This window comes from Shinella sp. Sh6 (genome assembly GCF_055392685.1).
This window is the reverse complement of the sequence record NZ_AP044006.1, coordinates 513,038-537,217: the sequence shown is the minus strand read 5'-3', so window position 1 is coordinate 537,217 and position 24,180 is coordinate 513,038. Positions and strand designations below refer to the sequence as shown.

General features: G+C 59.5%; 16 protein-coding genes, 1 tRNA gene and 1 pseudogene. 10 read left to right on the top strand and 8 right to left on the bottom strand.

Translation table 11 applies throughout. The features are described 5' to 3' along the window. Window positions 1-157: 157 nt before the first annotated feature. The 6 genes and pseudogenes from ACZ5TO_RS20980 to ACZ5TO_RS20955 form a co-directional block, all read right to left on the bottom strand. Window positions 158-841 (bottom strand): Wzz/FepE/Etk N-terminal domain-containing protein, encoded by a 684-nt coding sequence (locus tag ACZ5TO_RS20980; protein WP_464800557.1) that lies wholly within the window; start codon window positions 839-841, stop codon window positions 158-160. 215 nt (window positions 842-1,056) lie between these two features. Then, the gene (locus ACZ5TO_RS20975; protein ID WP_464800556.1) at window positions 1,057-2,979 is read right to left on the bottom strand and encodes a polysaccharide biosynthesis protein; all 1,923 of its coding nucleotides are present in this window, start codon (window positions 2,977-2,979) and stop codon (window positions 1,057-1,059) included. 194 nt (window positions 2,980-3,173) lie between these two features. Beyond that, a pseudogene (locus ACZ5TO_RS20970) lies at window positions 3,174-3,552 on the bottom strand (IS5/IS1182 family transposase); the annotation flags it as partial. A 286-nt stretch (window positions 3,553-3,838) separates the two neighbouring features. Then, window positions 3,839-5,173, bottom strand: a complete 1,335-nt coding sequence (locus ACZ5TO_RS20965) for an O-antigen ligase family protein (protein ID WP_464800555.1) — start codon at window positions 5,171-5,173, stop codon at window positions 3,839-3,841. Between the two features lie 838 nt (window positions 5,174-6,011). Then, window positions 6,012-6,086: transfer RNA gene (locus ACZ5TO_RS20960), tRNA-Gln, on the bottom strand. Between the two features lie 336 nt (window positions 6,087-6,422). Continuing rightward, the gene (locus tag ACZ5TO_RS20955; protein ID WP_464800554.1) at window positions 6,423-6,650 is read right to left on the bottom strand and encodes a helix-turn-helix domain-containing protein; all 228 of its coding nucleotides are present in this window, start codon (window positions 6,648-6,650) and stop codon (window positions 6,423-6,425) included. Between the two features lie 372 nt (window positions 6,651-7,022). On the opposite strand from ACZ5TO_RS20955, the gene ACZ5TO_RS20950 reads away from it, so the two are divergent. The 5 genes from ACZ5TO_RS20950 (at window position 7,023) to ACZ5TO_RS20930 (ending at window position 13,532) form a co-directional block, all read left to right on the top strand. Next, window positions 7,023-8,615 carry an ABC transporter substrate-binding protein gene (locus tag ACZ5TO_RS20950; RefSeq protein WP_464800553.1) on the top strand — a complete coding sequence of 531 codons (1,593 nt, stop codon included), beginning with the start codon at window positions 7,023-7,025 and terminating at the stop codon, window positions 8,613-8,615. A gap of 10 nt (window positions 8,616-8,625) precedes the next feature. After that, on the top strand, window positions 8,626-9,597 hold the full coding sequence (locus ACZ5TO_RS20945; RefSeq protein ID WP_464800552.1) for an ABC transporter permease: 972 nt from the start codon (window positions 8,626-8,628) through the stop codon (window positions 9,595-9,597). 10 nt (window positions 9,598-9,607) lie between these two features. Beyond that, window positions 9,608-10,489 (top strand): ABC transporter permease, encoded by an 882-nt coding sequence (locus ACZ5TO_RS20940; protein ID WP_464800551.1) that lies wholly within the window; start codon window positions 9,608-9,610, stop codon window positions 10,487-10,489. Then, on the top strand, window positions 10,479-12,191 hold the full coding sequence (locus ACZ5TO_RS20935) for an ABC transporter ATP-binding protein (RefSeq protein WP_464800550.1): 1,713 nt from the start codon (window positions 10,479-10,481) through the stop codon (window positions 12,189-12,191). Before ACZ5TO_RS20940 ends, ACZ5TO_RS20935 begins: the two co-directional genes overlap by 11 nt. Before the next feature lie 99 nt (window positions 12,192-12,290). Next, window positions 12,291-13,532, top strand: a complete 1,242-nt coding sequence (locus ACZ5TO_RS20930; protein WP_464800549.1) for a CapA family protein — start codon at window positions 12,291-12,293, stop codon at window positions 13,530-13,532. Window positions 13,533-13,886: 354 nt separating this feature from the next. Here ACZ5TO_RS20930 and ACZ5TO_RS20925 read toward each other — a convergent pair whose 3' ends face one another. After that, window positions 13,887-14,627, bottom strand: a complete 741-nt coding sequence (locus ACZ5TO_RS20925) for a DUF4336 domain-containing protein (RefSeq protein ID WP_464800548.1) — start codon at window positions 14,625-14,627, stop codon at window positions 13,887-13,889. A gap of 1,025 nt (window positions 14,628-15,652) precedes the next feature. Here ACZ5TO_RS20925 and ACZ5TO_RS20920 point away from each other — a divergent pair. The 5 genes from ACZ5TO_RS20920 to ACZ5TO_RS20900 all read left to right on the top strand — a co-directional run bounded on the left by ACZ5TO_RS20920 (window position 15,653) and on the right by ACZ5TO_RS20900 (window position 18,719). After that, window positions 15,653-16,231 carry an acyl-homoserine-lactone synthase gene (locus ACZ5TO_RS20920; RefSeq protein ID WP_464800547.1) on the top strand — a complete coding sequence of 193 codons (579 nt, stop codon included), beginning with the start codon at window positions 15,653-15,655 and terminating at the stop codon, window positions 16,229-16,231. Between the two features lie 133 nt (window positions 16,232-16,364). Next, on the top strand, window positions 16,365-17,093 hold the full coding sequence (locus ACZ5TO_RS20915; RefSeq protein WP_464800546.1) for a helix-turn-helix transcriptional regulator: 729 nt from the start codon (window positions 16,365-16,367) through the stop codon (window positions 17,091-17,093). Between the two features lie 312 nt (window positions 17,094-17,405). Beyond that, window positions 17,406-17,723: an SMa0974 family conjugal transfer regulator gene (gene rctB, locus ACZ5TO_RS20910; RefSeq protein ID WP_464800545.1), complete on the top strand. Its 318-nt coding sequence runs from the start codon at window positions 17,406-17,408 to the stop codon at window positions 17,721-17,723. A gap of 177 nt (window positions 17,724-17,900) precedes the next feature. Further along, a complete protein-coding gene (locus tag ACZ5TO_RS20905; protein WP_464800544.1) occupies window positions 17,901-18,203 on the top strand; it encodes a type II toxin-antitoxin system TacA family antitoxin in 303 nt (100 codons plus the stop codon). Between the two features lie 27 nt (window positions 18,204-18,230). Further along, window positions 18,231-18,719 carry a GNAT family N-acetyltransferase gene (locus ACZ5TO_RS20900; RefSeq protein WP_464800543.1) on the top strand — a complete coding sequence of 163 codons (489 nt, stop codon included), beginning with the start codon at window positions 18,231-18,233 and terminating at the stop codon, window positions 18,717-18,719. 676 nt (window positions 18,720-19,395) lie between these two features. On the opposite strand, the gene traA is transcribed toward ACZ5TO_RS20900, so the two are convergent. Continuing rightward, window positions 19,396-24,015 carry a Ti-type conjugative transfer relaxase TraA gene (gene traA / locus ACZ5TO_RS20895; RefSeq protein ID WP_464800542.1) on the bottom strand — a complete coding sequence of 1,540 codons (4,620 nt, stop codon included), beginning with the start codon at window positions 24,013-24,015 and terminating at the stop codon, window positions 19,396-19,398. Window positions 24,016-24,180: the final 165 nt, after the last annotated feature.

Sequence of the window (24,180 nt, the reverse complement as noted above, 5' to 3'; positions counted from 1 at the left end):
GAGACGATCAAGACAACCTTACCCTACACCAAGCGCTTCGACCGCAAGACGGTATCCAGTCGATACCATAAGCGTGCTTCATGCCTTTATGCGCTGAAGCAAAATGCATCCATCAAACTAGCCGACCATTACTTCCGGTATTGAGGCACGACTACCGTCATCTTAAGCGGACATTCATCAACACCCGTTCCCGCCGTTTGCGGAAAGCGTTTAGCACTATGGCGTACAGCGCGCTACCGAATCCCCCAAGCAATGCAGATAAAGCCAAGATCAACCCGACTCTGGGAGAATTTCTCACGATGAGAACTGAACCAAAATCGACTGCGTTCTGTCCGCCATCTACGTCTCGTATCACCCTCTTGGCATTAAGCAAATCGGCAGCAACGACATCGGCGCTTTGCATATGCTCGTCTAACCCCCCTGTTATCAACGCGATATCTGCTTTTGCTTTCCGGTACACCTCAGACGTAAACGTTTTTGCAAGCTCCTTTTTAGCAGCATCATAGTCCGCAACTGAAGACGGATTGTCTGTAACCAGCCTCATAGTGAAATTTTTGCTATCAACGGTCCAATCATCTTTCAGATAGTCAGCCATCTCATTCGCCGTGCGAAACTCAAGACATGCGGCGTCATTACTACAAAGTTCCCGCTCAGATACCGGATAAATGTTAACCTTATAGGGGATTGTTACCTCATACTGGTGCACGACAATCTGCGAATAAGCGAGCCCACTCACAATCACCACACCCATTACGATAGCCACAACCCATTTTTGGTCCCACAGCAATTCACATAAGTCAAACAGGTTAATTTCGCCGTTCTCCGGATAGCCATCAGACATCAATCCCCCCCCCTCATGATACACGTTGTAGGCAAAAGGCGAGCATCACTATCAAAGACACCCCCTACTGAGCAAGTTACTAGCGCCCACCCGGCGCCAAAATCAATTCCACCGCCTTTAATGCTGCAGTTGTGTTGACTTCTATGACTGTCGCCAGCATTCGACGACATCTGGCTTGGACACGTACTTTACACACGATCCCACCGCAGCAATGTTCACTTAGTACTGACGAATGCACGCCTGTTCCACACAACGTCATGAACGTCGGGAGAAGGCCTATAGCCTGACACTAATGACTTGAGCAGCTCCTTCGCGCCCTCGACATCCCCATTATTCGTCAAATGCTCAAGACGCTGAAGCGAAGGCTCTAAGGTAATCCAAGGCAAAAAATCTTCGCGCGCGCGCATGATTAGCGGATGCGAGCTTGGCGCCGGACTATCGCCTATCAGCAGTTCTTCGTAAAGTTTCTCGGCAGGACGAAGACCGGTTGTTACGATTTCAATATCCCCGTCGGGGTTTGAATCGTCCCTGACCGTGAGACCAGACAACTCCACCATACGCCGCGCTAGATCAATGATTTTCACAGGCTCACCCATGTCTAGAACAAAGACTTCACCGCCTTCGGCCATGGCTCCCGCTTGGATAACTAGCTGTGAAGCCTCCGGTATCGTCATAAAAAAGCGCGTGATTTCCGGATGTGTCAAAGTGATCGGACCGCCACTGCGGATCTGCTCCCTAAACAATGGTACTACGGACCCCGAGGATCCAAGCACATTGCCAAAACGGACCATGGAAAAGTTGGTTGAGCCGCTTCCTTCCGCCAATGCTTGTAAGGCCATTTCAGCCAGCCTCTTGCTGGCCCCCATTACATTCGTTGGACGCACGGCTTTGTCAGTACTTACGAGAACGAAGCGAGCAACACCCGCCGACATGGCAGCCTTTGCACTGACCAATGTGCCGAAGACATTGTTGCGAATGCCCTCTATGGGGTTGTGCTCTACCAAGGGCACATGCTTGTACGCTGCGGCGTGATAGATAGTATCCACACTCCAGCTAGTGAGGATATCCAGGATTCTCCTCTCGTCCCGTACTGACGCCAGCATTGGAACGACTATAGTTTCAGCCTCAGCGAAATGGCGAAGTAGCTCTGCGTGGATGGAATAGAGTGCAAACTCACTCTGCTCAATCAGCAACAACTTCAGCGGCCTAACGGCCATAATCTGGCGACACAGCTCCCTACCGATTGATCCGCCCGCCCCCGTCACGAGGACCGTTTTATCCTTGATATCGCGACCCAGCAAATCTCCGTCTGGGCTGACAGGTTCACGACCTAATAGATCATTTGCATCAAGCTCTTGAAAGGCTGAAGAATCGAGTTTCCCCTTGGCAATTTCGCTCACATTCGGAGCAAGGCGAACAGCAACGCGCTTACCTCGGAGACTTTCAATAATGTCTTTCCGTCGCGATGCCTTGAGCGTCGGAAGAGCCAGCAGAACCGTCTTCACCTCATGCTTGAATACCAAGGTGCTAAGATCGCTGGGACTATATACCCTTATGCCATTGATCAAGGAGCCGTGGAGCGTGGCATCATCGTCGAGATAACCAACAACCCTCTGGTCGCCTGCATTTTCAAGAGCGCTTGCTAGCTGGCGGCCGGTCAATCCCGCGCCATATATCAGCACACTATAGCGCGATTTACCGCTCAATATCCGCCGGTAGGATTCGCCCAAAAAATAGCGAACAACCAACCGGGACATGCCGACAGCAATGAGCAGCAGTAGAGGCTGCAAGATGCCAACGGTCCTGGGGATGCCAGGAACACTTATAGACGTAAACACTGTCAGGTAGATTAGCCCGTAGAGTGACACCGCCTTGACGATTGAGAAGTAAGCGGACCAGCCAATGAAGCGGAAGATCGCTCTATAGAGACCTAAGCGCACAAATATTGGAATAGCGATTGCTATTGATGCAAGTATCGCAATCCATTGTACGCCCGAGATAGCCACCCAGCCGTCGAGTCTGAGACAAAAAGCGAACCATACTGTCAAAGCGCATAGCATCGCGTCCACGGCCAACGCCAAAAAGCGCTTGCCCATACGTGGGATTTCCAGAACCCTCAGCACGTAGTCGTCTGTCATATCATCATCGCCGCCGCTGACTGAACGCTCTCACATTCACACCGCTTTCATAACTTCAAGTCCTGGTAGCCCATACACTGCAATCAAACCATTTCAAAAGATCGGCAGGAGAAAACTGGCTCCTCATCGCGCCACCATCGCTGATCTCTAAAGCTCCATGCCGAATCGGGCAAACAGATTTTGGGGATCAGAGCAATCTGTCTGCCGGTCGGACGAGGGGTGACGGAAAAACCTTCGGCATCGACGAGGGTGTCGATTCTGCTCGTAAGTCCGCTGCGGGAACACCCCATGCCGCCTTCGTATGCATGCCCCGTTTCCCGTGGCCGCGCGCTGGTTAACGCGGATATAGGTCGAGTCGATTCTGACTATGTCGCCATCGTAAGTCTCCGAAACGGCTTCAAGCAGCCGATCGCAGATCCGGCTTTCCGCCCCCGGGCGAAGTGATTGTACCAGGTGGCGACAAAACCGTGGCGTTCTGGAATTTCTGCCCAAAGCGAGCCCCTCGGGGCCGCCAGAGGATAACCTATTCAGCACGGGCACGGGGAGCCCCTCGCGGACCTTGTCGGGCAACAGCGGATGCGGCCGGCTGGCTGGCTAGAATGGCGGTGTCAGCCCTTGGTCTCGGGGCCGATGGTTGCCTCCAGCGCCGGAAGCGATCCGGTCTCCACTCGTCATGGCGTCGAGGTGAACTTGCTATATGCGCGGGGTCTGTTCCGCAGCGCGGCTTCTTCAATTCGATGGAGGGCTCAGCCCAATCAGACTCTTGATGTCGCCGTGGGCCGTGCTTGATCCCCGCGCGAGCGAAAGCCGATGCCAGTGCTCAGCATATCACATATCTTGTTGGGCCGCAGTCCTTGAATCATATACGATCGGAGTATCTGTCAGGGCAATCGCATACCTCTTTCATGGCAAGCCTGATAGCAAACACGGCCGCCGCTGCGACGATAAAAAAGGATTCCCCGATCGCTAACCGATTGTTGGAGTTTGTGGTAATTGTGCAGAAAAAGAAGAAACTTATACTATAGAGATAGACGGCGAGGCTTGAAGAGATCACGTTGCGACGACGAGCGTCATTCACGCTATAGACCGCAGCAATGACGAAGACAAGCAGGAACGTGATACCAAGAAGTCCGTGGCGGACCATGATCTCAAGGTAGCCGTTATGCATCAGGTTGTAACCGACACCCGAATAGGTCGTCTTTCTCCACTGAACAAGCCACGCATTGCCCCAGCCGATCCAAGGCGCTTCCTGTATTAACTCTCTTGCGTTCGACCACAACTTGAGACGTTCGCGCATCGATGACGGAGTTGTCGGATCAGCAATCGACCTCTGTATCGCAGAGAGCGGTCCCCGCGCAGTGAGGGTATCGTCAATCAGCCTCTCGGCTGCATCCATTGTTGTTCCCGCAACTTTCTCCACATAGGGGGTGGCGATGGTCGCGATGGCAACTGCGACCAGCAACGAGCCTCCCAATAGAAGCAATCGCCATCTGCCAACATAGTGTAACAGCATCAAGATACTCATGAATGTGATTGTCGTGGCGAGTGCAAGCCATGCCCCTTTGGACTGCGAGCCCAGCATGCCGAAGAGGCTGAGGGCCGCGGTTGCGCCCCCAAGCGCTAGTTGAGGCCACTTGTGATCGCCCCTCAGGCGGCCAGTCTCTGCAGCATGAAGTACCCAAAAAAGCGCTGTCAGAAAAAGCATGCCGGCTCCGATCCCGGCATGGATGGAATTATGATGGAAAAGGGGGGCAGCCCGTTTTCCCGTAGAGATCACAAAAAAATCCAGAGTGAAAAATAGACCGACGAAGCCGCAGATGAGGAGAAGAGCTGCCGCTGGGAGAATACAACGTCGCGTCGCATATAGGGCAACGCCCGCAAAGGGAAAGAAGACCGGAAAGACATAGAGCCATTCAGAGGTGCCTTTGTCCCCCGAAATCAAAACTCCAAACAAAAATCGAATAGCGACATAGATGGACCAAGCATAGCACACAAGCGCAAGCCAATCGCGGGAGACCCGCTTGGCGTCTGCTCCCCGTCTAATAACGGCAAAAACAACAAGGACGATAGTGACGTACCGGTAGACGTCGCTTTCGACCAGCATGGCGGAGGCCATGAGAGCCCACAACGCTGGGAACAGAAGAACGCGCACCTGTTCGCCTGATATTGTCCGAAAATTAGTCAAGGCGTGCATATGCGATCCTGTGCGCAGTTTCGATCACGCAGATGCCATAAATTCTTAGCCGGTTCCACCAGTGAAACTTCGACGCTCGATAGACCGAACGCCTTGCAACCTTCGTAACATCGCGTGTTGGCGCGGCTAAAAATTGGCGCGTGGTGTAGATTCGCATACCGGAAGCCAAACCTCTCTCCAGCACTATGTCCCAAAGGTAATTCATTGTTTTCAAACCAGTGAGCAGTCTCTGCGCGCCTTATCGGGTGACGATATAGCATGCGCAGAGCCTTGAGGGCCATGTGCTGCGCGGCCGATCTTGTCGCCAAGCCGTGATATGACAATGCACCTGAAACCTACGATGCGATGATTGAAAAGTTTGATTGCATCCGCGCCGGGAAGCGCTTCGACGGCAGCGGTGGCCTGAGCGATGAGATTGGTATGAAGCTCGATGTTGTCCTCGACGATCACACCTGTAGGTTCACCAATATAGAGAAAGACGGAGAGGTCTCTAGATGGCTACGATAACAGCCGTACTCGCCAAGCAAGATGGTGCGACCATTATTGCGGAGAGGTATTGGCACCACAGTCTCAATGCGCTCTGTTGGCGGCGTCTTCCCTCCGTCAATGCCAGAAATGCGCACAGGAGGAGGAGTCAGGACCTCCGCTCTACGGAATAACATGTTCCAGTGATTAGCCGAGCGGTCGAGATTGATCGCATAGATGCGGACGTCCATTTCCAATCGTCTTTCCAATGCGCTAGCTGCGCAGTTCATTGCGTTGCCGCACATGTTCTCAGTTATCAAACATTCGCCCAACACAGTGGGGAAACCTAGATCTCCCTTGACAAAAGAGGGAATGGCTGGGGCGCCAGGATTCGAACCTGGGAATGGCGGTACCAAAAACCGCTGCCTTACCGCTTGGCTACGCCCCAATACTCTTTCTTAAGCTTGCATCGCCTGCGATGGTTCTGCATTGCGCTGGGCGCCTTAGCAAAGGAGTCGTGCGAATGCAATGCTACTGTCTAACAGTTATAGAATCTCGCAAGGATGGCGATCCTCCATCAGACTTTTGGAGGGACAACCGGGTGTTCTGCATTCGGTACGAAGTGCTCCTGGCTGAGTCTGCGGCTTTATAATGTCAATTTTAGAACTCACTGATCGGCATAGATTCGGCCAATCTAGCGATTTTGCAGAGAGGTTGGACAGGACTTAAACCGTGTACGCGCGCCTCTATTAGGATGCGCTTAGGCTGGCCGTTAATGATGATGCTATGTCGGATCCCGAAACCGAACGCCAACGCCGCCGCCATTCTCAGGGATAAATTCGATCCCACCATTTTCGAGCACTTGCGTGATACGTTCGAGAGTAGTTTTACGCAGTTCTTCTCCTCGCTCCAGTCGAACAATGGTTTGGGTAGAGACTTTCGCAGCTTTTGCGAGTTCAACGACACCCCAACCCAACGCGGTGCGCGCCAATTTGCACTGTATTGGCTTCATATCACCAAACCATGGTGATTTGTGTTGCGCATCATCGCTTCTTCCTGTAGGTCATGCACAGCAGACGGCCAGAAGGCGTGTTGCAGCACACCCTCCGGCCTGACCACAACCAAGCTGTAAGGAGCTCGGATCATGGCTGATTCTGAGAATAGCAGAACTTTGCCTGCAATCACCCATAGAAACCTCCCCATCGCGTCGCTGGTGCCATAGCCGCTTCGACACGGCTCGACCCGTTTCAGCGATCTGGACGCCGCACGACCTTGCCACCGAGCAGGACACCCCTGCCCCGTGGATAGCGGGCCTGTGCGTCGTGCGCGGCAGCACCCTTTCATGCCTCAGGTAATCAAAAAATCTCAAGGAGGGAACACCATAATGACATTCATGCATCGATTCCGGCCGGCAGCCCTTGCCGGAGCAGTCGTAATCGCCCTGTTCGCAGGGTTCGTCGCAAGCATCGCACAGGCCGAGGACCTTCGCGTCGGAACGCAGATGAAGCTGATGACGCTCGATCCGCACTACGCGGACCTCAACGAGAACAATTCGCTGCTCTCTCACATCTACGAACGGCTGGTAAACCAGGATGAGCGGTTGAACCCGCAGCCGGGCCTTGCCGTATCCTGGAAGCGGCTCTCCGAGACGCGCTGGGAATTCAAGCTACGCGAGGGTGTGACGTTCCATGACGGCTCCCCGTTCACGGCAAAGGACGTCATCTACTCGATCGAGCGCATCCGCGACTTTCTCAAGCCTCCGAGCGGGGGCTTCCAATCCTATACGCAGGCGATCAAGGCAGTGACGACCCCGGACCCCATGACTGTGGTCATCGAGACGAGCGAGGACATTCCGACCCTACCGCTGTCGCTGACCTCCATCTTCATCATGAAGGACAAGGCAGACGGCTTTGTCACGACGGAGGCGCTCAATGCCGGCACGCAGCCGATCGGAACCGGTCCCTACAGGTTCAAGAGCTGGCAGTCGGGCGAGGTTCTGACCCTTACGAGGAACGATGCCTATTGGGGTGGCACGCCCGCCTGGGACAATGTCGTCTTCCGTGTCATCGAAAGCCCGGCGGCCCGCGTGGCGGCGCTGACGACCGGCGATGTCGACATCGCCGACTATATCCCGGCCCGCGACGTCGAGGGTCTGAAGCAGCGTGGTCTCAAGGTCGAAAGCACGAGCGCCGCCCGCTCCAACTTCCTGCAATTCGACATCGCGGACGAAGCCGCCCCCGGGGTCACGGACCAGTCGGGCAAACCGATTGCCAATCCCTTCCGCGACAAGCGCGTGCGCGAGGCGCTCACCCTTGCCACCGACCGCGCCTTCATCACCGACCGCATCCTGCTTGGCTATGGCACGGCCGCCTCGCAACTCTTTCCCCCGGGCATGGCAGGGACGTCGGAGAACCTCAAGGTAAGTTCGCCCGACTACGAAAAGGCAAAGGCCCTTCTTGCCGAGGCCGGCTACACCGGCGGCTTCAAGCTGGTTCTCGCGGGCCCTGCCGGCCGTTATCCGGGTGACGGCGAGTCCCTCCAGTCGATCGCGCAGAACTGGGCTCGGATCGGGGTGAGCGCCCAGCCCGTGGTCGCCCCCTTCTCGGTCTTTGCCACCAAGCGCTCCAATGGTGAGTACCCGGTCTGGTATGGCGGTTGCTCGGGCGAGGCGGTCGGCTTCTGCCTCCAGGCACTTCTTGGCTCGCGCGACGACAAGACAGGATCGGGCTCGCTCAACTACGGCAGGTACGGCAATCCTGAGTTCGACGCGATGCTGGCCAAGGCCCTCGACATGGAGGATGGGCCGGAGCGCAATGCTGCAATCGCCAAAGCGACTGAGTTCGTCATGGCCGACTATCCGATGCTGCCGCTCTACCATTTCCACCTGATCGTCGGGCACGGAAAGAAGGTTGGCGCCTATGCCGTCCATCCGCGCGGCTGGACGACGGCCATGCAGGCTGTCCCGGCGCCCATGTGAGGACGCGGCCATGATCAGCACCATCGTCGGAAGGCTTTCACAGGCCTTCCTTCTCCTCCTCGTCATGTCGGTGATCGGCTTTGTCGGCATCCATAGCATCGGCAATCCCGTCTTCAACATCGTCAATGCCGAGACGGCCACCGCCGAGGACATCCGCAACGCCACCATCGCCCTTGGCCTCGACCAGCCGCTCTGGTGGCAGTACCTCGTCTTCATGGGCAATGTCGTAACCGGCAGGTTCGGCACGTCCTATATCTATCACCTGCCCGCCTTCCCGCTGGTCCTGAGCAAGTTGCCGGCAACCTTCGAGCTTGCCACGGTCGCCATGCTCGTCGCGGCTCCCTGTGGCACGCTCCTTGGCCTTCATGCCGGGCGCCGGCAGGGCGGGCTCGTCGACAGGCTCGTCCTCAAGGCCAGCGTCTTTGCCCTCAGCATTCCCTCCTTTTGGCTGAGCATGATGCTCATCCTGATCGGCGCCATCGCGCTCGGCTGGCTGCCGCCGGGTGGGCGAGGGCAGACCAATGCCTTCTTTAGCGAGGAATGGAGCTTCCTCACCCTGGACGGCCTTCGTCATATTGCTCTTCCCGCCCTTGCCCTTGCCGTTCCGAACATCGCACTGGTCGCCCGGCTTGCGCGGGCCGGAACGATCGAGGTGGAGGGTCAGGATTTCATCCGCTTCTGCCGGGCCAAGGGACTGTCACCGCAGCGCATCCTCTTCCGACATACCCTTCCCAATATCAGCATTCCCATCGTCACGATCGTCGGCATGCAGTTCGGCGGCATGCTCGCCTTTGCCGTCGTGGTGGAGACGATCTTCGCCTGGCCGGGCGTGGGCAAGCTGCTGATCGATTCCATCCAGCTACTCGACCGGCCCGTCGTCATGGCGACGCTGACCTTTATTTGTGTCGCCTTCGTCCTGCTCAACGCCCTCGTCGACCTGCTCTATGCCGTGCTCGACCCGCGCGTGCGCCGCTCCGCCTGAAAGGATCACCATGAACGTCCAGACCCTCCGCGCGCTCTGCAAGGCATCCTGGCACTATCGCGTCAGTCTCTCGGTGCTGCTGCTTGCCGCATATGTGCTCCTTGCCCTTGCCGCGCCCTTCATCGCGCCACAGAACCCCTATGATCCGCTGCAGATCCAGGCCTGGGAGGCCTCGTCTCCTCCCGGGACGATCAGCGGGGCGGGGTATCTCTATCTCCTCGGCACGGACGGCCTTGGCCGCGACATCGTCAGCACCGTGCTATACGGCCTTCGCCTTTCCCTCCTGGTCGCGCTCGTCAGCACCGCAGCGGCTGCCTTCATAGGACTGACACTTGGGGTCAGCGCCGCCTACTTCGGCAAATGGGTCGATGCACTGATCATGCGGATCGTCGACTTGCAGCTCAGCCTTCCGACCATTCTCGTCGCTCTCATTGCCATCGTCACGCTAGGCCCCGGCGTTGACCGCATCATCCTTGCGATCGTTATCGTCCAATGGGCAAGCTATGCACGGCTTGCCCGGGGGGTGGCGCTCTCGGAAATCCGCAAGCCCTATATGGACGCGGCCCGACTCTTGCGTCTCCCGATCGAGCGGATCATTTTCCGACATCTGCTGCCCAACAGCATTGCCCCGGCTATCACGCTGATCCCGATCGAGCTCGGCCATGCCGTCGCGCTTGAGGCGACGCTCTCCTTCCTGGGCCTTGGGGTTCCGATCGACAAGCCCTCCCTCGGCTCGACCGTCGCCAACGGCTTCCAGTATCTGCTCACCGGACAGTACTGGATCAGCCTCTTTCCCGGCCTTGCCCTCTTCGGCCTTATCGCCAGCATCAACTTCGTCGGCGAGGACATCCGCCGCCGCCTCAACCCGAGGAGCCTGTCCCATGACGCATGACAGCATCGAAGAAGCGGCCCACGAAGCCGGGCGCGCGCCCCTGCTCACCGTCAGAAATCTCACCATCAAGCACCGGGGTGCTGGAAGTGGCGGAAGCGCGGGCGCCGGCGCCGGCGCCGCAACCATCCTCCATGAGGTGAACCTCGATCTTCACCGCAGCGAGGTTCTCGGGCTGATCGGCGAATCCGGCGCAGGCAAGTCGACACTCGGCAATGCTGTCCTCGGGCTTCTTGCCACCGAGTTCGAACAGACCGCCGGCAGCATTGTCTTCGACGGCATGCCGCTTAAGGGGATGGGTATGCGCGAATGGACAAAGCTGCGCGGGCGGCGGATCTCGGCGATCTTCCAGGATCATACGGCATCCCTCGATCCGCTGATGGCCGTCGGCCGGCAGGTCGAGGAGGCGGTCGTTGCTAACAACGATGGACCGCTGCGCAAAGAGGCGCGCACCATTGCGCTGAATCTTCTCGCCCGCGTCGGAATCACCAATGCCGCTGACCGCTACGACCACTATCCCCATCAGTTCTCCGGCGGGCAGCGCCAGCGCATCGTCATCGCCATCGCCCTTGCCGGCGCACCCGACATGATCATCGCCGACGAACCGACCTCGGCCCTCGACGCAACCGTGCAAAAACAGATCCTCGGTCTCCTGCGTGATCTGGTGGACGACACCGGCGTCTCGATCATCCTCGTCACCCATGACATGGGCGTCGTCGCCGAGGTCACCGACCGCGTCGTCGTCCTGCGCCATGGCCGGATCGTCGAGAAGGGGATCACGAGCGAACTCCTCGATGCGCCGGAGCGGAGCTATACCCGCGGCCTGCTGGCCGCCGTCCCGCGGCTGAAGTTGGCGGGTCCGGATGGGGAGACGGAGGAAGGTGGCAGTGCCAGCACGTCCCCTGCCCCGCAGGATTCGCCGATCCTCTCCGCCAGCAATGTCACGAAGGTCTTCTCCGGCGGCAGTCTTGCCTGGTTTGCGCCGAGGAACCGCAAGCCGGCGCTGGAGAACGTATCGATCGGCCTCGCTCCCGGCGCCATTACCGGCATCGTCGGGGAAAGCGGCAGCGGCAAGAGCACGATCGGGCGGATCATCGCCGGGCTCGAGACGGCAGATGCCGGCGCGCTTGCGATCGAGGAAAGGCCGTTTGACATCCGCCGGCCCGGCCGCAGGAGCGGCCTCATCGGCAAGGTGCAGATGATCTTCCAGGATCCCGCCGTCTCGCTGAACCCGTGCCTCACCGTCAGCGAGACGCTGAGGGAGGCCGTGCGCTTCGGCAATCGCCCGGCGGACGACGTTGCGGGCGCGATCGGCGCGATGCTCGACCGGCTGCGCCTTGCCCGCACCCTTCTGCCCCGCTATCCCCATCAGCTCTCCGGCGGGCAGAAGCAGCGTATCTGCATTGCCCGCGCCCTCCTGGCCGCTCCCCGCCTTCTCGTTGCCGACGAGCCAACCTCGGCCCTCGACGTCTCCGTCCAGGCCGAGATCGTCGCACTCCTGAAGGAGACGATCACCGAACAGGGCATCTCCATGCTGTTCATCTCGCATGACCTTGCCCTTGTCCAGGCGCTCTGCTCGTCGATCTACATCTTCAAGGACGGCAGGGTCGAGGATGCCGGACCGTCCGGCTTCGTATTCGCGCGCTCGCAGAACCCCTATACCCGCAGCCTGATCGACGCGCGCCCGCGCCGCTTCGTCCATTGAGCCCGGCCCTGCCGTCATCGCGGCAGGGCCGTCCTCCCCGTTCCCTACTCTTCACCCCCCACACGCTGCGCCCTCCCGCGCGGCGAGGAAAGGCCTGTCATGACATCCCCCTTCACGATCGCTGTTACCGGACAATCCCTCATCAAGCACGATACCCGCGCCATCGCCACGCCCGGCTTCGATGCGGTGCGCGACGTGCTCGCCCGCGCCGACTTCGCCTTCACTAACTTCGAGAGTACCATCCTTGGAAGCCATGGCGGATGGCCGCTGAAGGGCGCCTTCTTCGGCTGCAGCCAGCCCAATGTGCTCGATGCCCTGCAGGACCTCGGCTTCCACGGCCTGTCGCTGTCGAACAACCATGCCTTCGACCTCGGTCCCGCCGGCATTGTCTCCACGCTGGAGGAGGTGGAGCGCCGCCGCTTCCTTCATGCCGGCATCGGGCGCAACCACACCGCCGCCGGCCGTCCCGGCAAGGGGGCGTTTGGCGGGCGCAAGGTCGCGCTCGTCGCCATGGACGGGGGACCCGGCCCGGACTTCATGTATGCCGCTGACGCCGCCATCGGCCGGCCGGAGCGCCCGGGCGTAAACCGCCTAAAGCTGACGAAGGTCATCGACGTCGATCCCGAGGCCTTCGACTACCTGCAGGCCGTCCGCGACGAGGTCGGCTATACCCGCATGGATCTCGGCAATGACAGCCAGCCGGACGATACACCCGACGTCGATCCCGATCGTGAGGTCGCGATCGCCCGGGCCATATTCCGGCGCGCCAACGGCTTTGCCCAGCGCGTCAGGATCGATGCCACCGACCTTACCCGCAATCTCCTTGCCATCAAGGCCGCGACAAAGGAGGGCTGTCTCGTCATTGCCTATCTGCACCACCATCACTGGGCCTCCGTCTGGTCCGACGTTCCCGACTGGGTGGGTGCGATCGCCAGGAACTGCATCGATGCCGGCGCGGCCATGTTCGTCAGCCACGGAGCGCCCGTCCTCCAGCCCCTCGAAATCTACAAGGGCAGGCCCATCTTCTACAGTCTCGGCAACTTCATCTTCCACGTGCGCTCCGAGAAATCGCCGTGGCGCGCTCGCGAGGTCTGGGAGAGTGTTGTTGGGCTTTGCGCTTTCGGGGACGAGGGGCGGCTGCAGAGCCTCTCCTTCCATCCGGTGGTGATCGGAGGCGTCGAGGCGTTGAAACACGATGCGCTTGACAGCCGGGTCGTGCCGGAGGTCGTAGGCGGCGCGGATGCCGCTCGGATCCTGCAGAGGTTCAAGGATCAGTGTGCCGACGTGGGAACTGAGGTCGAGATCGACGGGGACGTCGGGTACGTGCGCAGCCTGGAATGACTGGCGCGATGGTGCATATTGCGCCCGCGCACGAGACGCGCGCTTGACGACGTTTGGCTTCGGCCAGTCTCCAGATTTTGCCGGAGAGGAAAACACGCAGTGCGGCGCCAATGCGCTCTGAACATTGGCAGTAGCGGCAGTCGCCCGAAGGGTGGAGAAGTCCACTCGCCAATCACGGGCGGCGCCTTGGTGATTGCGGTCTTTGACAATTGTTTGGCGTTCCGGCCCGTCGGACTACGTAGCGCGTGTGCCTGACTGACTGACGCCACGGATTTGAACCGACCAGGCGATTTCGAGGTTCGTGCGAGAGCGACGGTGTGACGGTGGCGTTTGTCGGTCAACGCACCGTCGCCCTCAGCGCAGCAACCATCTAAAGGCCCTTTGCAGTTCCTGCGTTCCATTCGACTGATACCAGCGTCCGTGGGAAAAAATGACCCGCTCGGGTTCCCAGGCAATCATTTCTTCGACCGCCTGCTTCAGGGCTTGCCGCTCGTTGCGAAATGTCAGCCGCATGTCCCGCGGCATCTGCCCGTCCGGGTCGGAGACGCCGCCGAGCTTGGTGAGAAGCCTTCCCCACCACGTCAATTTCCGTGGCTCGAAATTTTCGATGAGGTCGGTCAGGATCAGCGTGCGACTGGGTCTGTGAAAGACTTCGACCTCCGTCATGAAGCTTCCGCCTATCGGCAGGGTCGTGATCTCGCTATCCCACGGGTACCCGGACCGTGCATCAAGCGGCAGGTGCGGGAAGGTGATCCTTTCGCCAGCGCGCTCGACAATTCCGGGCGCGAGATAGACAGTGGCGCTGGGAAAAGCGTGGTGCCAGGCGCCGATCCACCAGTAGTGGATTTTGTTGGGTCCGATGATCCATCTTGGTACCCCGACGTCTTCGACGGCGGCTTTCAAATCGGCGGTCAATTCCGTCGGTGAATGGATAAAAAGATCCTGCCTGTTCAGGCGGAGGATCGTCATGCGCGTGGGGAACGTCATCTTTATGATCGGCGGGCCAAACTCGATCCCAGGTCCGTCGACAACCCAAACGTCTTCGCAAACACGTTTCAGGGTGTTGATTGGCGGGTAGAGGTTGGTCTCGGTCATTGTGCCAGCCTATCCCGCCGCGTAGGATAGGTCTAATCGTCATTCTGCTCGTTTCGTTGGCGTGTATCTGGCGCTGACGCTTGGAAGTGCTTGAGCTGCACGCCGACGTGGAACTGACATAGTGGACCAGGCTTCCTGTCGGCCAAGCTCACCGTTTCCGTCCGGGCGTCGACTTCAACAACGACAGACATTCAAGCAAATCTCGGTCAATCCATCTCGGTGCGCACGTGACGATCGCGAGGGTCGAAAGCGATTGCAACGCCGATGGAGGCAACCGATGCGACGCCGGTGATACATGGCGCTCAACGTGACCGGCCAGAAAGACGCTTGTCAACGATTGCGCCGGTAAAGGCGACTGTATCTCAGATGCTTGCGGTCCGTGATTGCGATACGGTTCTGGGGGCAGCCTGAAGTTCCTGTTCTCCTCGACATCCGTGGGCACGGGGCGGCTATTGCCGACGCCTGCACGCCCCCGGACCGAACCGGTCGCGGATCGCAGGAAAGCGCGTCGTGCCGGAGCGTGTCGATGGGAAGGAAGCCTAAGAGGATACTGCAACAATTTCGAGCAGCTTCCCGGACGCACGGGACGTATACCGAGATCACCATTGATACAGGATATGTCAATGTGGCTCACGGGCGGATCTGGTTTTAGCCCCTTGGCGAACCGGTATTTTGGTGTTCAACCGAGCTAATTCGCCAAACGACGGGCGGCCCACCGGAAAAAACAGCAATGTCGCCAATGAGGCGATCCCCGTAGTTGAGAGGTAACTCAGACGCCATGGCCAAGCTCAACCCTCAAGCCATGGAGGAGGAACAACCGCTTCAGGTCACACCAAAGACCGCCTGATCATGACTGCCCCGGGGCTGCACCGGGAAATTACACCATCTTGACGGACGTTATCATCGCCTGCCGCTGTCGGCTATCGACCGGTACCCTTCACACAGCTGTCAACCTGACCATATCGATAGGTTGCTGAACGCAAACTTCGTTTGCAATCCTAGGCCATCCCAAACGGGAGGGCCGGATGCTCAGGATCCTTACCAAGCGCGATCATACCTCGTTCCTCTATGAAGAAATGCTACGCGGAAGAGCGCGCGTCTTCCAAGAGAGATTGCAGTGGAACGTTGATGTCCGCGACGGAAGAGAAATGGACTGGTACGATGTCAACGCCGATCCGATCTACATCGTTTCGCTGACCCAATCCGGACATGTTGCCGGGTCGCTGAGAGTACTCCCAACGAGCGGCCCTACGATGCTAACCCGCGAATTCCGGTCTTTTTTCCAAAAGCCGATAAAACTCGCGAACCCGTCGACCTGGGAATGTTCGCGGTTTTGTGTCCATCCAGATTTTCCCGCAGCGGCGCGTGCCACGAATGTCTCTGCTCGTCTCCTCTCGGGTCTATGTGATCTGGCGCTAGAATCCGAAATTCGTATCATCGTTGGCGTATACGAGGTTTCGATGGAGCGCGTGTATCGGCGGATCGGCTGGTCGCCGACGCGGCTTGCGGCATCCTTGCCAGAGTTTGGCAGCTTTTGCTGCGGATCGTGGGAGGTGTCCCAGAACACCTCCGTCCACCTCCGGAATCGATGCTCGGGCGGATGACAAGCACGTCCCACGGCATACGACAAATTGCCCGCAACGCTCGCAGCACATTTAGAGTAGTAAAAAATTGTTTACCAACACTCTCCTACGTTGCAATGCAGTAAGATGATGCAGTGAATTGGGAGGCCGCAGGATGCCAAGGCGAGCGTTACGTATACATTGCCTGGATATGATTACCTCAGCATCGAATATCGACGAGCTCCGATCAGCCATTTTCCATATCCGGGATTGTTATCGTCTTTCACATTTCGTCTTTCACCTGGTTCGGCTTGGGATGGGCAATGCCGAACATCCTCTAATCCTCTCCACATATTCAAAAGCTTGGGTTGACTACTATGTCGAGAACAACTTCTTCATGCTTGATCCCGTTCTTGACGTCAGCCGTGTTGGGCTCTTGCCGGTTGACTGGTCATGCTTGGAACGTGCGAGCGCAGCGACAGAGCATTTTTTCCGCCAAGCGGATTCCTACGGGGTTGGACGCTTCGGGATAACAATCCCTGTCCGTGGTCCACGTGGAGAGCGATCTTTGCTCACAGCTACATCCAATTTGAGCGAGCATGGATGGGCGGATCTGCGCACGGATTGTGAAGAAGACCTTCAGCTTCTCGCGCCTCACATCCATGAGCAGGCACTGACTGTCTCAGGGCTGCGCGCCAAGGCGGCGCGCGCGTTATCCCCCCGACAGCTTCAGTGCATCGATCTGATAGCACAGGGAAGACTCCCAAAGCAGATTGCTGCAATGCTGGGAATTTCTGAAAGCGCGGTACGCCTCCATTTGCGCTTGGCGCGGCAAAAACTCGGTGGCGCGACAACAACGCAAGCCGTCAGCCGCGCCGTTGCGATCGAACTGGTTCACAGCTAGCTCCAGGCCCACGAGGCACACCGCGCTCCACGCGGGTGCGGCATGGAAACGTCTTTACTGCGATTGAAGGCTTGCTCTGCCGATGCATGACCACGGTCTTGCCGTTTGGGGAACACCCCATGGACGTCCGCGCCTTTTTGTCGACCACCGCGTTCTGTAGAGCGACGGGGTCTTTGGCGGCGTGGAGCAAAGGAGGGCGCTGCAACCTATCAATATTGTCAGGTAGAGCGCCTCTGATTTTCTCATAGGGTTGCGTTCACGGATCGGTGCGGCCGCATTGTCCGCGCCGTAAAGACTGGGACTGGTGGTTCGATGCGAAAAGAGGAAATCGATATTAGTCTCGTGCATGTTGCAGAAGTATGCATCGTGACAGCTCATGCTGAGCGAGTCGCTGCCGATATTTGCAAGAGAGTGCGGGACTATTGTTTGTCGGCCGAGGTCAGTGCGCTCAAAGCCCGTCTGAGCTTCGAGAGTGCCGAGGCGATGATGACATCCGACGAAGAAGGACTCCACATTCGCGTGGAGACTCGTGACCTCGCAATGCTCCACGGCATCCGAATACTCTTGCAGATGGCAATATCGAAAGTCGCATCGTCGTTACAGACGAGGACCGATTGGCACACACCATAAACGGCCTTGCCCAACGTCGCATTCTAGGCTCCCAGAAAAGTTGGGGCATTCTGGCGTGACGCAATTTTCAGTCGTGAATCCGAGCTTTCCCCGAAAGGATCGCGTAGTGGCCGCATTACCAAAGGCAGCCTTGAGAATTCCGGCCATTGGCCGTACACTATAAGGAGGAGAACGACGATGGCTGCACCTGCATTGAACACATCTAGAGCCCGTGTCCGTGGTGAGCGTCTGGAGACGCGCGTCACGGCGGACCAGAAGAGCCTTATTGAACACGCCGCCGCACTTCAGGGCCGGACAGTGACGGATTTCGTGCTGACCAGCGTACAGGAAGCGGCACGGCGCGCCATCGAGGAACATCAGCGTCTCGATCTGTCCCTTCGTGACAGCCAGGCGTTCGTGAACGCGCTTATCAATCCGCAGCCGGTCAATGACCGTTTGCGCGATACGGTACAGCGGTATCGCCGAACCACCGGCGCCTGACGGGTGGGAGAGTTTTCTGAGGATTTCGTGCGGGTCGAAGTGCTCGGCCCGCAACATGATCGAGCATCGTTCGACAGCGGCGTAGAGCCGCTCGATCGATACTTCCGTACCCAGGCGGGACAGGATGCCCGCAAGAACATGGCAGCACCATTCGTGCTGGTGCTGCCGGATGGTGCTGCTGCTGGCTATTATACGCTGTCATCAACGGCGGTGAACGTGGGTGATTGGCCGGCCGCTACTGTTCGAAAGCTTCCGCGTTACCCGGTTATTCCGGCGACACTGCTCGGAAGGTTGGCCGTCGACCGGCGCTATCAAGGAAACGGCTATGGTCGGTTTCTTCTGGCCGATGCGCTGTTTCGATCGGTCCGGAGCGAGATCGCGTCTTTTGCGATCATCGTTGAGGCCAAGGATGAGAATGCGCGTTGCTTCTATGAGCGAGAGAGCTTTTTGCCGTTCCCCGATCAGCCTTTGAAACTGTTTCGGCCGATGGCGGACATAGCTGAACTATTTAAGTAACGGATTTAGGGGCATTTGAATAATCTGGAGGAAGCTGAAAAGCGCCGGCAGACATTCGGAGACCTAGAAATACCGCTGAAATGGTGATTGGCGGCGTGGGCTGATGGCTGTTGGCGGCATTTGCATCCGATTTTGCGTTGGATTTCGTGGCGTGATGTACCTTTCGGAGCGTCATGCTGTGGCGCCTCGCCCTTCGTGGAAGATTTAGCTAAGCATGTTTCAGGCGATCTTGGCCATGCCGATCTTCACCGTTGCCCTGCTGATGCCAATGGTGCGGATGAAGAGCTTCACCTTGTCCTTTTGCCTGGCGAAGACATGCTCGAGGCGAACCTACTCCTTCGCTGCGGAGAATGCCCTTGCTCCTCTCAGGCGAAAACGGGTCGGAGGCCTGGTTCTCCGCCATGATCAGAACTCGCCCTTCATCCTCGCCCCCAGAGCGTAATCATGGCCTCGACCGCCTCGCAGTCAGCAGCGGTGATGCTGTGCTGCAGGTGATCAATTCTCGGCGGCGAAAGCGCAACGCTTCGGCAGCATCGAAATCAATACCGTCGAGTTCATAGACGCAGGCCGTCAGGATCGTGCGCGCCTGGTTGATAATCTCGATCGCAATCTCCGTACCTGTCGCAGGAGGTCTCCTGCTCAGCCATGATCGGCTTTTTTCTGTGCCCCAAAATGCTCAACGAAGAACACCGCGGCCGCGGTCGATGGCCCGACGCTGACGCTCCGTTACGATCTGCTGCGCGCTTCCCATGCGAACGGCCTGTTGCAGAACCTTCAGGCGATCCTGCATCACCTCGAAGGCCCGGCGCTGCGCCGGCGGCACGCCGTTGATCACGTTCCTCTCGCCGCGCAAGATCGCATCGCGCCCGAACCGTAGATCAAGCGCCCGGCTGACGTCCGCAAATTCCTCCCCGATGCGGCCATCGAGCGACCCGGCGGCAACGTTGAGCTTGGCGCCCTTCTTCTTCATCGCTGCCGCCAGCTCGCGTAAAGCGTCTTCTGCCGGCGCCGACAGGCCCGGGATGGCAATACCCATGCGCCGGCGCTCCTCGCCGATTGCCTTGGTCTCGCTATCGAGGGCCGTGGCGTAGGACGCACCCAATGAGCGAACGCGGCTTTCAGCTTCCGGCACGGCCTGGAGAGCTTCCTTTCGCTCGCGGCCGACTGCCAGCAACCGGTCCATGATGCGATCGGAGCCCCGAAGCGCGCCATAGGCCGCGGGATCGTTGGCAACGGCCGCCGCGATCCGCTCACCCGCGAAGCCTTTCACGATCAGGCTCTCGATCCTGTCGACGGCGCCGGCGGGATCGCGCCAGATGCGCTCGGCCTTTTCGACAAGGGCAGCGCGATTGTGACGGTAGTGGGCAACCTCTCGCGCCCTCGCCCGCGCCTCATCTTCCACCGAGGTCTTGAACTCCGTTACGGCGGCAAACATCGGCAACACGCCGCTCGTCTCCTTCCCCGGCTCGAGGCTGGCGCCGGCAACCACCTTTGAGCGGTCCTTCTTTTCCGCAAGATGCTGTTCCTCGGCAAAGCGGCGCACGACCCTGAAAAGCCGCTCCAGCTTCTCGCGTCGATCGGGAGCAAGATCGTCGGGCATACGCTCGACCATGTTGCGCTCGGCAATGGCATCGGCCTTCTCCGTGAAGGCGGACCATCCAAAGCGCGCCGTCAGCGCCTCATTGACCGCCTTCACTTCCTGAACCAGCAAACGGTCCTCGACAGCATAAGCGAAGGCGGTCTTGTAGGCATCGGATCCGCCGCGCTCACGGACCGCCTCGATTTCGACAAGGCGCGCCATGGCCGGTTTCGAGAGCGCGGGGATCGACAGGGACATATGCCCACGCCTCTGTTCCTCTCGAATGCAGAAGCGTTCGGCCTGACGACGGAATTCGGTCGCATGCGACCGGGCGAGCGGCAGCAGATCCGACAGGGCCGCCATCGCTGCATTCCGTTCGTCCCGCGCGGCACGGCCATCGACCAGATGCTGCGATCCCTGCAGACGGCCAAGCCGCTGTGGACGCATCGCAAGATCGTCAGCAAGGCGGCGCGGCTCCATGCCGGTATCCGACGCCAAGGCGTTCAGCCTAGCCAGCGCACGATCAGGATCGCGATAGACTTTCTCCAGGACCGGGCGAAGAATCGCCTCCCGCTCCTTCCATCGCTCCGAGGCCAGTTGCGCCCTGCGGGCTTCCTCCTCGAGGCTACGGGCAAATCGGGTCGTCGGTGGAATGAGATATGTTCGATCCGCGGGCACTTGTGCCGCGACGGTTTCGGAACGCTCCTCATTATAGGAGACGCTCTTCTCGCGTTCGATGGCGAAACCGAGCGCCACGCTGGCGCGCTCCCACAGCTTCGCCACCTGCCCGCGCTTCTCCGCAAGCCACGCCAGCCGCCGAGAAGCCCCCTCCTCTTGTCGCGCCGCGACCTCGGCAGCCAAGTTGATACCGCGACGACGGGCAAAATCGCGGGCATGCGTCTGGTAGCCAGCCTCGCTCTCGAAATCGAGCGTCGTGGTCTTCGCACCCGAGCGGCCGAGACGTTCGACGATCTGCTTGAACAGTTCGGGACGATGGCTCTCGCGCTCGAGCCGCTCCTGGCGGTCAGAGGCCGTTTCCTTCAGTTCCGCCGTCCAGACATTGCGATGAACCTCGCGTTTCTCCGTTCGCTTTTCGCCTGTCTCCGGATCGGTGACGACGACATCCACTTTGACGGCCTCGACGCCGTCCTTGCGCAGCGTGACCGTATCGCCGACAAAAACGCCGCCCTTCGCCAGCGCCTTCGGCAGGCTCACGCCCCAGACTCGCTGGACGGTTCCGTCATCCGTGCGGACATCGGCATAGGGGCTTTCCTTGGCATCCTCATCGTCCGGCCGGAACTTGGCCCCGCCGGTCTCGACCAACTCGCCGGTGACGCCGGCGGCATGATCGGCGCGCGGCTTGCGGCCCCATTCCGGCTTCGGCTCGAAATCCTCGCGCGCCGCATAGAGCGTTGCCTGATCGCGATGTCGGGTCATCGAGACATAGGTCAAATGCTGGTCCATCATGCCGGTGGCGAGCACGAAGGTCCGGTCGACAGTGGCGCCCTGCGATTTGTGGATCGTCGCGGCATAGCCGTGATCGACGTTGCGATAGCTGTCCTGGCTGATGACGACGTCGCGGCCATTGTCGAGACGAACCGACAGCAACGGCCCTCCGCGCTGATCTCCGGTCGCAACGACCGTCCCGAGCATGCCGTTCTTGACATATTGCGGGCCGAGGCGGCGCGCCCGCGGTTCGAGGAAGCGAGCATTTTCGAGAAAGATGATGCGATCGCCCGCGGCGAACTCGCGAACGCCGCGCTCTGTCTGGAACGCGCGTGCGGCGGTCAGCGCGCCAGCCGCGTTCATCACGTTGCGCAGCGCTCCATTGAGACGCTTCACATCCTCGTTGGTGTGGGCGAGCACGAGCAACTCGTCGCCCCGCAGCCGGCCGTCGTGACCGGCCGCCTGTGACAGGGCAATGGCTTCTTCGCGCGCTGCGCTCCAATCCGCGACGATCCGCTCGACGGCTTCGACGCGGTGCTCGGCCTCGACGATCCGGCCTCGCTGTGCATAGGCATCCAACCCCTCTTCGATCTTGCCGCGGGCGAAGAAACGCGATGCATCGCGTGCCCAAGCTTCCCGCTGGCGGCGGACACCGGCAAGCTCGGCGGAACCGATCCGTTCGGATATCGCCCGGAAAGCCGCACCGGCCTGGATCGGCTGAAGCTGCATCGCGTCACCCACCAGAACGGCCTTTGCGCCAGCATCCTCGACCGCCTTCAAGACACGCGCCATCTGCTGCGACGACACCATGCCGGCCTCGTCGATGACGAAGACATTGCCGCGTTCCAGGAGATCACGCCCGTTCTCCCAGGAGAGTTCCCATGAGGCGAGCGTTCGCGACTTGATGCCGGAACTGTCTTCCAGCCCTTCTGCCGCCTTGCCCGCAAGGGCAGCGCCGAAGACGCGATGATGTTCGCCCTCCCAGGCAACCCGCGCGGCGGCAAGCAGCGTTGACTTGCCCGCCCCTGCAAGCCCGACGACAGCCGCGATTGCATTGTCACCGGTGACGTGACGGACGGCGTCGACTTGCTCCCGGTCGAGCTTGATGGGCTTTGCCGGATCGGCCGTTTCGACCTGCCCCACTGCTGCGGCAACCTTCGCTCCCGCGATACCGAAACCGGTGCGCTTCAACAGGACCTCTGCCGACTGCGCCATGTCATATTCGATGCGCAGGATCTCGCGCGTGGTGAAGATCGCCGGTTCCGCGACCTTCCCGGTCTGCCGATCCACCTGCTGCGGCTTCAACAGCACAAGATTGTCGGACGCCATCAGACGCGCGCGAATGTTCGCGAAATCCGTGGGGTCGTCGACATAGCGATGCAGCGCCTTGGCGATAGCCGTCTCATCGAAGGTGGACCGTTCGTTGGCGAGCTGTTTCAGCAGAAGTTCCGGCTCGGCGAGCAGCCGGTCGGCCATGTCCTGCCGCCGCGCCAGATCGGCCGGCGCGAAGTACATCTCGACGCCCTTGCGGGCGAGCGCCGCTTTTTCCGGGCCGAGATGTTTTTGCGCGATGCCATCGAGGCCCTGCTCCGCGTAGGAGCGTCCGTCGAGACGGATGTCATGGCCGGCGAGCGCCAGATGCCGGTTCGCCGTCTCCGCCCAACCGATCTTCCACGCCTTCATCGTCTCCTTGTCCCCGGCCCAGAGTCTATAGACGATCTTGCCGTTCGGCCGGTCCGGCGTGACGACGCGCAGCGGCTTTCCATCCCCGCCGAGGACCGGAATCTTCTTCGGCCCGAACCCCTCCTCCGTCAGGGGCCGCAGTGCCGTCATCAGATGAATGTGCGGATTGCCGTCCTTGTCGTGATAGACCCAGTCGGCGATCATCCCCTGCGAGGTCAGATTGTCCCGGACGAATTCCTGGACCAGGGCGATGTTCTCCGCCCGCGTCAGCTCCTCGGGAAGCGCAATGATCAGCTCGCGGGCAAGCTGGGCGTCCGCCCGCGTCTCGAAGGCATCCACAGCGTTCCACAGCGCCTCGCTTGCCGCAGCGACGCTCTTTTCCTCGATGGCCGTGCGCAGCCATGCCGGAATCTGGTCCGGCAGCGCCAGCTCCTCATGCTTCAGTTCGCCGGCACCGCGGTGATAGCTGAAGGAGGTCCCGGCCTGTTCGTCCATCATCCGGGCGCGGTGGCGATAGGCAGCGGCAGAGACGACGCTACGCCCTGCTCCCCTGCCGATCACCTGCGCTCTGACGAACATGATCGTCACGACGGTCTCCGGATATCCCAAGCACGTCGCGTCAGCGACGTATATTGCGCCCTCAAATCGATCGGGCCGCAGGCCCGATGCCATTTTTCCGGAAGACGGCTCGCTCAGGAATTCCGGCATCGACGTTTTGGGGCTTGCACAAGATAGCTCGCTTAACTATCATTT